Below are 9,397 nucleotides of genomic sequence, written 5' to 3' on the forward strand. Positions count from 1 at the left end.
CCACAATGAACGCATGCAGGGCATCCGTGACGAACTCTCCGGCACCAAGTCCGCCGCTTCACCCGGCGACAAGCTGACCGGCCAGGGCGGCTGGACCGAGGCCGAGGGCTGCCCGCTTTACACCGACGACGACTTCCCGCGCGCCGTGCAGCAGTTCGAGGACTTCATGGCGAAGAACCCCGATGTTGACGCCTTCGTGCCGACGGGTGGCTTCCCGCAGTTCATCCCCGACGCCAACCGCGCCGCGGTGGGCAAGTACAAGGACAAGATCGCGTCCAAGTCTCTGGCACTCGTGGTGGCCGATACGCTGCCCGTCCAGATCGAGCAGATGAAGGAAGGTCTGTCGCTGGGCCAGGTCGGCCAACGTCCCTTCGAGATGGGCTACAAGACCATGAACGCTCTGCGCGACATGAAGGACGGCAAGGCTGCGCCGGCCGATCCGACCTATACGGGCCTCGACGTCTGCACGCCCGAGACGGCCGATACCTGCATCGCCAAGTAAGCGGCGAAAGAGTTTTTCCAATCCAGAGAGACGGGGCGAGAGTCCCGTCTTCCTTTTTTGGGGACAGTCGCCTGGGCACTTGTGCACGATTATATAGCGTGCATAGCTGAGCCGGATTTCAAGCAGAGGGAGGAACGAGAATGAAGTTGGCTGCCGTTTCCGTGGCATTGCTTTTGCTCAGCGCCGCCGCCCCCGCCTTCGCGGACGGCTATCCCGCGATAAAGCTCTATTCCGGCAGCACGACCGTGACGGGCGAGGAGATCGCCTATCCGACGTTAGGAAAGGCGCATGTCAATGCCATGATCGTCACACTTGCGCCGGGCGAGAAGACGTTGCTCCACCAGCACGGCGTTCCTGTCTTCATTCACATCCTCGAAGGCGAAGTGACGGTCGATTACGCCGGCAAGGAGAAGAAGACCTTCAGGCAGGGGGAATCCTTCCTCGAAGCCATGCAGGTTACCCATGCGGGCATGAATACCGGCGTCGTTCCAGTGAAGATCCTTGCCGTCTACATGGGATCCGAGGGCACCATGGATGTGATCCCGGTGAATTGACGGCTGCCCCGTGCAATCACCTGGTGGAGAACATCCCGCGCCAGTTCAACAGATTGCGGCGCTGCGGTGCTGCGCGACGGCGAAGCGGGGCGCTGTGATCGTCCCTCTGCATCAGGTGGCGAACATAGAAGTAAACGCAGATCCAGCTCACCAGCGCCGGATAAAGCGCGAATGTGTAATAGGCGAGTTCGTTCTGGAATTCGGCAGGGCGCAGGGCAAGCACCACCGTCACACCCACCAGCAGAACGACCATCGTGATGGCCATGGACCGTGCGGACTCAAGCCGTGCGCGGTAGGCGGCGGCAGCCACCCAGCCCCAGAAGAACAGCAGCATGAAGAAACTGCTTCCAAGCAGCCTGCCAACAATGACGGAATGCACCGCCATCGCCATTGCGATCCAGAACAGGCCCCAATAGCGGCGGTCCGTCATGACCGAACACCGCCGGGAGCGTCGGGCAGAAGCATATGTCGCTGATGCAAGTCCATGCATGTTTATCGCCGCGCCGCCCGGCGGGAGTCAAAGCCTTGATGGGGTATTTCCCAAGTTGTTTGCCGGCTTTGGCGTCGACGCGTCCCTCATCTGGTGATTCGTCGGCCGTCATCGCCAGAGAGGAACTTTAGTTGCGGAGTCAAAACTGCTACATGTCAATTGAAAATTGAACAGATCGCTGTTTTTGGTGAAACCGGATGTGAGTTGCGCATACGTGGGACAAAAAACGAATTCTTCGGCGTGGATATCTTGCATCGATGAACACAAGCACGCATGAATGCGGTCACTCAACGTGCGCCGCGTTCCGGTGGAGGTGAAAGTGCTGCCGCCGGGACTGCCGGATTGAAGATGACATCTCATGGTTGACCGTCTTGCCCTCTCTCCTTGATCAATTGGTGGCCTGGCTCACTTCCGCAACGCCGGCCTGGCTGGCCATATGCCTGCTGCTGGCGTGCGCTGCGCTGTTCTGGCAGCAGCGCTTGCTCATCCGCCGTCTGGACAACCATGCCGAGAGCATCGCGCACATGGATACGTGGGCCGACGACGTCGAGGAGGCGATCACCACGCTGGAGGAGAAAGCCAAGCGCATGGCGCCGACCTATCTGCCGGTGCGCAGCCAGGCGGTCGACGTCAGGCGCTGGTGGCAGAAGTAGCGGACGCGGGCGCCACAGGGGCCGCCCCTTCTGAAATAATGCGACTCATACTCTGCGCATTGCGTGACGTCATAGTTGCGGCATTTGACTTACGTGATAGTTTTACATTGAGTCTCCTTGAGGATGATATCAGGCCTTGAACACGAAAATGCGAACGTACTACGACGTTCTCGGGGTGGCGGCGGATACGCCCGACGTGGTGATCAAGGCAGCCTTCCGTGCGCTCGCCAAGGAGTATCATCCCGACCGGGCGCATGCGGACTCCGGCGACACCGACAGGTTCATCGAGATCCAGGCCGCCTACTCCGTCCTCTCGAAGCCAGACTCAAGAAGCAAATATGATGCGGAACTGGAGGAAGCCTTCGTCGCTTTCGCTCCCTCGCCTCCCGACACGCCGGGTGCCGGAGAATCGCGATGAAAAAGCGCCCCCTCGGGGGCGCTTTTTCATGGCAGGTGGTTCCGGGTTGGGGTCGTGCGCCGGCGGCGGGCTGGGGCTCTCTCTCAGCTGGGCGGGCCGCTGAACCGCCTCCAGAAGCTGCGCTCGGCGGCCTGCTGGTTCTGGTTGGCCTCCCGCAGGAACGGCGCCAGCGCGGCCAGGTTGAGGATCCAGTTGTTCAGCACCGAGACCGGCCAGCGCAGCGGCCTGGCGAAATCCACGAACAGCACCACCCGGTAGCCGTCGGTGTCGTTCCAGACCTGGTGGTTGTAGGTGTCGTCGAAGACCAGGCAGCGGCCTTCCTCCCAGGTGTGGATCTGGTCGGCGATGCGGATGCGGCACTGCTCCCGCGGTTCCGGCACGATCAGCGCGAGGTGCAGCCGCAGCACGCCGGCCCAGGCCCCTCGGTGGGGGGGGATGTGCTTGTGGGGGGACAGGATCGAGAAGAAGGCGGTGCTGCAGCCCGGGATGGTCGCCAGGAGCTGCATGGTGCGCGGGCAGCGCCGGGCGTTCTCGCGGCAATCCATCCCGACGCCCTTGAGGAAGAAGGTCTTCCACTGGTCGTCCTTCTGAATCTTGCCGACCTGGGGAAGGATCTGCTGGAAGTTCGGCATCGCCTCGCGATGCTGCAGCACCATCTCGAGTTCCTCCCGTACCCCCTGCCACTCCCGCTCCACCTGGGTGATCCAGCCGAAGCGGTCGGCATGGAACACCGGCAGGTCACCGTGAAGGGAGGCCCGGCAGATCAGCCATTCGAGGCGGTCATGCAGGCAGCGTTTCAGCCGTGTGCGACGGGAGCGGGCCGGAAAGGTCCAGTGGCGGCGGCTGAGATCGGCTTCGGGCACCCCGGACCCGGTGCGGTCCCGTCGCCGCCCCTCCTGCCGGCGCTGCTTGGTTCTGCTGCTGCCGCCCATGTGCTGTCCACTGCTCTGCGCAAGCACCGCGCTGAAGGCGGTGCGCTGGCCCGGCAGGCTACCCATCGCGGTGGCGCGGTCTTCCCCGATCGCAACTCCTGACCCGATCAACTCCTGAGGATGGTTCTGGTTATGGTGTCGGAGTCGTGTCAACAGTGGCGTGGTCAGCGGTCTCGGATCGCCGGCCGGAAACGTCGCCGGTTGACGTCATCCCCAAAGGAGGAGGTGCCCGTGAGTTCCAGTTGTTTCACCAAGGGTCTGCTGATCGCGGAGAACGCCGGCTGATTACGGCGCCTCAACCCTGATCAAACGGTTCCGCATCCCGGCGGACCCGGCGAGAGCCCCCGACACCCAGGAAGTTCCTGGATGTCGGGGGCATCGTTCTGAGGGGGCCTTCTGAAGGGGCCTGAACGGGCCGGCCTGGCCGGGCCATTGTGATCTCTGGCACACCGAGGGCTGTCAACGGCTGACGCGGCCACCAAGATCAGGGCGCGGCGCATTGCGCCCTTTTGTGTGAGGACCCCATGAAACTTTTCCAGCAACTGCTGGTCGCCCCTGCTGCGCTCGGACTGCTGGCCCCCGTGGCCGCGACCGCTTCCGAGCTCAACATGGACGGCGTCAACCAGTACGCCTCCCAGGAGCAAGTCACCAGCATCTCCCAGTTCTCGGACGTGCAGCCGACTGACTGGGCCTACCAGGCGCTCTCCAACCTGATCGAGCGCTACGGCTGCGTGGCCGGCTATCCCGACGGCACCTACCGCGGCCAGAAGGCCATGACCCGCTTTGAAGCGGCCGCCCTGCTCAACGCCTGTCTCGACCGCGTCACCGAGGTGACCGACGAGCTCAAGCGCCTGATGGCCGAGTTCGAGAAGGAACTCGCCATCCTCAAGGGCCGTGTGGATGGCCTCGAGGCCAAGGTCGGCGAACTGGAGGCTAACCAGTTCTCCACCACCACCAAGCTCAAGGGTATCGCCACCATGGTGTTCGGCGGAGCCGGTGATACCGGTTTCGGCGACGAGTTCACGGGCAACTATGACGTTCGCCTGATGTTCGACACCAGCTTCACTGGCAAGGACCTGCTGCGCACCACCCTGCGCGCCGGCAACTTCGCCAACTCGGTGTTCGGCAACGGCAACACCGCCCTCGAAGTGGCCTTCCAGGAGCGGAGCGGTGCTGATTCCGTCGGCATCAACCGCCTCTTCTACCAGTTCCCCGTCGGCGAGAACTTCACCGCCACCGTGGGTGCCAAGGTCCGTCAGGACGACATGCTGGCCATGTGGCCCAGCGCCTACCCGGCTGACACTATCCTCGACCTGTTCACCTACGCCGGTGCCCGGGCCACCTACAGCCTGAACAACGGCGCCGGTGTCGGCCTGTGGTATCAGAAGGACGGCTTCAGCGTCAGCGTCAACTACGTCTCCAACGAGATCGCCGCTGAGAACTCCAACATCGGTATGGGTGAGGACTACACCATCACCGGTCAGATCGGCTACGCCGCTCAGAACTGGGGTGCTGCCTTCGCCTACACCTACGCCGATTTCACCAACATCGGCTTCAACTCCTCGAACAACATCGGCCTGAGCGCCTACTGGCAGCCTTCTGATGCTGGTTGGGTCCCCGGCATCAGCGCCGGCTTCGGCTACACCGATGACCTCAGCACCACCCCTGGTGATGACGAGGCTTGGAGCTGGATGGTGGGTCTGCAGTGGGCCGACATGTTCGTCAAGGGCAACGCCCTCGGCATGGCTATCGGTTCCGCTGGTGCTGACAACTCCGGCAAGTGTGGTGACCTCGGTACGATCTGTACCGGTGGCATCTGGACCAACAATGGCGACGAGACCCTGGCTTACGAGCTGTGGTACAAGTTCCAGGTCACCGACAACATCAGCGTGACCCCCGCGTTCTTCTGGATCGAGAACGACGGTGCTGATGACACCTACGGCGGTCTGGTCAAGACCACCTTCAAGTTCTGATCAGCAAGGTCTGATCAGCTGATCGGAGTCGGGCCTGGTTCCTCACACACCCAGGCCCTCTCTTCATCCTCGATGTCTTGCATCGCGCCTTCGGCGCCGACGCTTCTCACACCGTTCCTCCAGCGACCCCGGCCTCGGCCGGGGTTTTCTGTTGTCCGTGCCTCTGTCTGTGCCGCGGCGCGATCGCGTAATTTGAGCCTCTGGTGAGCTGACGCATTCGGGAGGTCCCGCCGCTGGCTTCTGCCGATCCCTACACGGTGCTCGGGGTCTCCCCCCAGGCCAGTGGTGCGGAGATCAAGGCTGCCTACCGCGCCCTGGTCAAGCAGCACCACCCCGATGCCGGGGGGGACGACACCACGATCCTGGCCCTGAATGCGGCCTGGGAGGTGCTGGGAGACGCGGAACGGCGCCGCCGTCACGACAGCCATGCGGCCTCGGCCGCCCCCGCTGAGGCCTCCCCTGCCGCCGCCACCGTGGTGACGCGGCCCGTCGCCCGGGCGGCCGAGAGCGAGCCCGCCGTGCAGCAGTGGCTGCGCCAGGTGTACGCCCCGATCGATCGCCTGCTGGCCCAGGTGATCAATCCGTTTGCTGCCCAACTCAAGGCCCTGGCCGCCGACCCCTACGACGACCGGCTGATGGAAGCCTTCTGTGGCTTCCTCGAGCAGAGCCAGGCTCGGGTGGCGCGGGGAGAAACGCTCTACCGCTCATGGCCCTGCCCACCGGGCCTGCAGGCCTTCTCCCTGGACCTCTACCACTGCCTGAGTCTGGTCAAGGACGCCCTGATCGACCTGGAGCGCTACACCATGGGGTACGTGGACTCCTATCTGCGCGATGGTCGCGAGCTCCTGCGCAAGGCGAGGGCGCACCGCCTTCAGCTGCAGCAGGAGAACCGACGCCTGAGGATCTGAGCGGGTCCGACTCAGTCGGGGTAGGCCTCAAGCAGGTTCAGGGGCAGCCACACGTCCGGCACGGGGCGTCGCCAGCGCAGCTGGGCATAGGCACCCCGAATCAGCAGCACTTCCCCAGGCCCCTCGAAGATGTAGGCGGGTGGCTGGGGATCGCTTGCACTGGCTTCCAGGCTGCTGGCATAGGCCGCGCGATCGACACGCACCAGAGCGCCTTTCTTCAGCGCTGGCTGGGCGGGGGTGGGCGTCTCGGCCATGACACAGGAGGAGCTGGCGGAAGGCTAGGGCGCCTGCGCCGTTTCCAGGCCGGCTGGGCAGCCCTGCTGCGACCGCTTCGCCCTAGCCTCCTCGGTCAGGCGGGGATCAACAGGGTGCGACTGCTGCTTTTGGGCTGCTCGGGTTTTGTGGGCCGGGAACTCGTGCCCTTCCTGCTCGAACTCGGCCATGAGATCACCCTGGTCAGCCGGCAGCGGCAACCCTTCGCCGCCCTCGTCAGCGAGCGCTTCGCCTGCCTGCAGCTGGATCCCTCCGATCCGGCCAGCTGGGACAATCTGGGGCTGCTGGAGGCCCTGGCCGCCGCCGAGGGGGTCGTCAATCTCGCCGGGGAACCGATCGCCGAGAAGCGCTGGACGGCGGCCCACCGTCAGCTGCTGATGGAGAGCCGGATCGCCACCACCCGCCATCTGGTGGAGGCGATGGCCCGGCTGGAGCATCCCCCCCAGGTGCTGGTGAATGCCTCGGCGGTTGGCTACTACGGCACCAGTCTCACCGCCGAGTTCATCGAGCAGAGCCCTGGCGGCGAGGACTACCTCGCGGAGATCTGCCGGCGCTGGGAGGCGGCTGCGGCCGCACGGCCGCCGTCCTGCCGGCTGGTGATCCTTCGCATCGGCATCGTGCTGGGTGCCGACGGCGGCGCGCTGGGCAAGATGCTGCCGGTGTTCCGCCTGGGCTTCGGCGGGCCGGTGGGGAGTGGTCGCCAGTGGATGAGCTGGATCCATCGCCACGATCTGTGCCGCCTGGTGGCCACGGCCCTCGAGGATCCCCGTTTCCAGGGGACTTACAACGCCGTCGCCCCCGAGCCCACCACGATGGGCGGCTTCGCCGCCGCCCTCGGCCAGGCGATGGGGCGCCCGAGTCTGCTGCCGGTGCCGGCCCCGATCCTGCAGCTGCTGCTCGGCGACGGGGCCCAGGTGGTGCTCGAGGGTCAGCGCGTCCGGCCCGGGCGGCTGCTGGCCCAGGGATTCAGCTTTCAGTACCCCGAGCTCCCCGCTGCCCTCGCCGCTGCCACCAACCCAGCACTCCACTGACCACGGCCGCCGCCATCAACAGGCCGATGGCGGGGGTGAACAGCGGTTCCCAGAGCCGCTGAAACAGATCGAGGGGAGCCTCCATCTGCTGCGTGTGGCAGACCACGGCGATCAGGAACCACACGGCCCCGGCGATCACGAGGAAGACATTCGCCACGAGCAGGCTGTCGAGAGCTCCCTTCAGGCGCTGCAAGGGGGTGGCGGCGTCAGCCATGGGTTCCGGTCAACAGATCCATGATCGCTGCTGTGAGGCGCTCGCTGCCGCCGGGTGGGCCGATGCGTTCGGCCGCGGTGGCCGCCAGCTGGTCCCGCAGGTCCGTGCCCTTTCGGGGATCCGCCAGTTGCGCGAGCAGGTCATGGGCGAGTGTGGCGCTGCGGCGAAGGGTGGTCTGCCGGTCGGCGCCGCCAGGGGCGCAGAACACGCCGGGGCCCAGCAGACGGCGCTGCGCCTCGGCAAAACCTTCGGTGAACTGGGGGCCATCGCCCACCAGCTGCAGCACCGGCCTGCCGAGGCCCACCGCCTGCTCGGTGGCCGTTCCGGCCATCGCCACCACCAGATCGGCGTTGGCCAGAACCGCGTTGAAGCCCGACCAGACCAGCTCCACGTCCAGGCCATCGCGCCGCAGCCGGTCGTTCCCGGCCCAGTGCCATCCCTGCCGCTCGGCCATGGGGCCGAGCGCCGCGGCATCCAGGGCGGGCACCAGGGCCGCCTGAACGCGCCACCCAGCCCGGAGCGGGCCGGCAGCGGGGAGCAGGGCCAGCAGCTGCAGCATCAGCTCGAGGTTCTGGGCTGCTTCCGGCAGGCGACTGCCCGGGAGCAGCGCCAGCACCTGCCCGCTGGAGGCCGGCCGGGGCGGGCCGAGGGCGGCGTCCAGGAAGGGGTTGCCCAGAAAGGTCACCGGGCGGCGCAGCTGCTGGCTCAGGTCGTGGGCGGTGAGGGCATCGCGGCTCCAGACGGCCAGCACCGAAGGACGGCGGAGCATCCAGCCACAGGGCCAGGGCAGGCGCAGCCTTCCCTCGTAGTGACTCGAGTAGGCCACGAGGTAGACGGCCGAGCGCCGTCCACCCAGCCAGGCCCCCAGGACGGCCACCAGGTCGCCGACGGCGATCACCAGCCGGTGCCGCCGTCGGTGGCGGATCAGCCACAGCAGGCTGCCGAGCACGTGGGCCACCTGACCTTCCAGCAGTTCGCTGAGCTGGCCGCGGAAGCTGGTGAACCCCAGACCGCCGGTGCTGCACTCGCGGGTGCGGCCGAGGATCGGGATGCCGCGCTGGCGGTAGGCCTGGCCATGGCCCACGAGCGGCAGTGCTTCCACGGCGATGCCCCGGGCCATCAGCCCGGCGCCGATCAGGGCGCCACTGAGGTCCTCGCCGTGGCCGTTGCTCAGCAGCAGGACGGAGGCCACCGGAGTCAGCGGGCGGTGGTCAACCGTTGAGCCACGCCTTCACTTTCTGCATGGCGGCCCAGCCCGGCTTGCGCTGCAGCCCATCGGCCATCGCCTCCTGCAGTTCGCCGGCCAGTTCCGGGGCCATCACCATCACCCGTTGCACGATCTCGATGTGCTCCCGGACGCCCTTCGCCCCGGTCTCGAGCATCGCCAGGCTCAGGTTGATGCGTGCCTGGGGATCCTGGGGGTTCAGCCGCACCGCCGTTCGGGCCGAC

At 65.9% G+C, this 9,397-nt stretch carries 12 protein-coding genes and 1 pseudogene; 7 read left to right on the forward strand and 6 right to left on the reverse strand.

All coding sequences use genetic code 11. The features are described from left to right. Both ACLD7X_RS15065 and ACLD7X_RS15070 read left to right on the forward strand, forming a co-directional pair. The coding region (locus ACLD7X_RS15065; RefSeq protein WP_411424483.1) for a substrate-binding domain-containing protein at window positions 1–502 on the forward strand (502 nt) is incomplete at its 5' end. Window positions 503–642: 140 nt separating this feature from the next. Further along, window positions 643–1,056 carry a cupin domain-containing protein gene (locus ACLD7X_RS15070; RefSeq protein ID WP_411424484.1) on the forward strand — a complete coding sequence of 138 codons (414 nt, stop codon included), beginning with the start codon at window positions 643–645 and terminating at the stop codon, window positions 1,054–1,056. A gap of 16 nt (window positions 1,057–1,072) precedes the next feature. Here the strand turns inward: ACLD7X_RS15070 and ACLD7X_RS15075 are convergent, their stop codons facing one another. After that, window positions 1,073–1,486, reverse strand: a complete 414-nt coding sequence (locus ACLD7X_RS15075) for a hypothetical protein (RefSeq protein ID WP_411424485.1) — start codon at window positions 1,484–1,486, stop codon at window positions 1,073–1,075. Between the two features lie 422 nt (window positions 1,487–1,908). On the opposite strand from ACLD7X_RS15075, the gene ACLD7X_RS15080 reads away from it, so the two are divergent. Together ACLD7X_RS15080 and ACLD7X_RS15085 are read left to right on the forward strand one after the other, a co-directional pair. Next, on the forward strand, window positions 1,909–2,199 hold the full coding sequence (locus tag ACLD7X_RS15080; RefSeq protein ID WP_411424486.1) for a hypothetical protein: 291 nt from the start codon (window positions 1,909–1,911) through the stop codon (window positions 2,197–2,199). 136 nt (window positions 2,200–2,335) lie between these two features. Continuing rightward, window positions 2,336–2,617: a J domain-containing protein gene (locus ACLD7X_RS15085; RefSeq protein ID WP_411424487.1), complete on the forward strand. Its 282-nt coding sequence runs from the start codon at window positions 2,336–2,338 to the stop codon at window positions 2,615–2,617. Window positions 2,618–2,700: 83 nt separating this feature from the next. Here ACLD7X_RS15085 and ACLD7X_RS15090 read toward each other — a convergent pair whose 3' ends face one another. Beyond that, the gene (locus tag ACLD7X_RS15090) at window positions 2,701–3,615 is read right to left on the reverse strand and encodes an aspartyl/asparaginyl beta-hydroxylase domain-containing protein (RefSeq protein ID WP_411424488.1); all 915 of its coding nucleotides are present in this window, start codon (window positions 3,613–3,615) and stop codon (window positions 2,701–2,703) included. 458 nt (window positions 3,616–4,073) lie between these two features. On the opposite strand from ACLD7X_RS15090, the gene ACLD7X_RS15095 reads away from it, so the two are divergent. Together ACLD7X_RS15095 and ACLD7X_RS15100 are read left to right on the forward strand one after the other, a co-directional pair. Continuing rightward, window positions 4,074–5,522, forward strand: a complete 1,449-nt coding sequence (locus tag ACLD7X_RS15095; RefSeq protein WP_411424490.1) for an iron uptake porin — start codon at window positions 4,074–4,076, stop codon at window positions 5,520–5,522. Between the two features lie 257 nt (window positions 5,523–5,779). Then, window positions 5,780–6,430: a J domain-containing protein gene (locus tag ACLD7X_RS15100; RefSeq protein WP_411424491.1), complete on the forward strand. Its 651-nt coding sequence runs from the start codon at window positions 5,780–5,782 to the stop codon at window positions 6,428–6,430. A gap of 11 nt (window positions 6,431–6,441) precedes the next feature. On the opposite strand, the gene ACLD7X_RS15105 is transcribed toward ACLD7X_RS15100, so the two are convergent. Then, a complete protein-coding gene (locus ACLD7X_RS15105) occupies window positions 6,442–6,684 on the reverse strand; it encodes an NAD(P)H-quinone oxidoreductase subunit O (RefSeq protein WP_411424492.1) in 243 nt (80 codons plus the stop codon). A 114-nt stretch (window positions 6,685–6,798) separates the two neighbouring features. Between ACLD7X_RS15105 and ACLD7X_RS15110 the strand changes: the two genes are divergently transcribed. Next, the gene (locus ACLD7X_RS15110; protein ID WP_411424493.1) at window positions 6,799–7,734 is read left to right on the forward strand and encodes a TIGR01777 family oxidoreductase; all 936 of its coding nucleotides are present in this window, start codon (window positions 6,799–6,801) and stop codon (window positions 7,732–7,734) included. Here ACLD7X_RS15110 and ACLD7X_RS15115 read toward each other — a convergent pair. The 3 genes and pseudogenes from ACLD7X_RS15115 to ACLD7X_RS15125 all read right to left on the reverse strand — a co-directional run. Beyond that, window positions 7,670–7,948, reverse strand: a complete 279-nt coding sequence (locus ACLD7X_RS15115; protein WP_411424494.1) for a hypothetical protein — start codon at window positions 7,946–7,948, stop codon at window positions 7,670–7,672. The genes ACLD7X_RS15110 and ACLD7X_RS15115 overlap by 65 nt on opposite strands. Further along, the gene (locus tag ACLD7X_RS15120; protein ID WP_411424495.1) at window positions 7,941–9,140 is read right to left on the reverse strand and encodes a lipid-A-disaccharide synthase-related protein; all 1,200 of its coding nucleotides are present in this window, start codon (window positions 9,138–9,140) and stop codon (window positions 7,941–7,943) included. Before ACLD7X_RS15120 ends, ACLD7X_RS15115 begins: the two co-directional genes overlap by 8 nt. Window positions 9,141–9,159: 19 nt before the next feature. After that, a pseudogene (locus tag ACLD7X_RS15125) lies at window positions 9,160–9,397 on the reverse strand (hypothetical protein); the annotation flags it as partial.

This window comes from Aphanothece microscopica RSMan92 (genome assembly GCF_046613545.2).
GTDB lineage: Bacteria > Cyanobacteriota > Cyanobacteriia > PCC-6307 > Cyanobiaceae > NIES-981.

Coding starts and splice junctions, on each gene's coding strand:
- ACLD7X_RS15070 (WP_411424484.1), top strand. CDS start 643: ATGAAGTTGGCTGCCGTTTCCGTGGCATTGCTTTTGCTCAGCGCCGCC.
- ACLD7X_RS15075 (WP_411424485.1), bottom strand. CDS start 1,486: ATGACGGACCGCCGCTATTGGGGCCTGTTCTGGATCGCAATGGCGATG.
- ACLD7X_RS15090 (WP_411424488.1), bottom strand. CDS start 3,615: ATGGGTAGCCTGCCGGGCCAGCGCACCGCCTTCAGCGCGGTGCTTGCG.
- ACLD7X_RS15095 (WP_411424490.1), top strand. CDS start 4,074: ATGAAACTTTTCCAGCAACTGCTGGTCGCCCCTGCTGCGCTCGGACTG.
- ACLD7X_RS15105 (WP_411424492.1), bottom strand. CDS start 6,684: ATGGCCGAGACGCCCACCCCCGCCCAGCCAGCGCTGAAGAAAGGCGCT.
- ACLD7X_RS15115 (WP_411424494.1), bottom strand. CDS start 7,948: ATGGCTGACGCCGCCACCCCCTTGCAGCGCCTGAAGGGAGCTCTCGAC.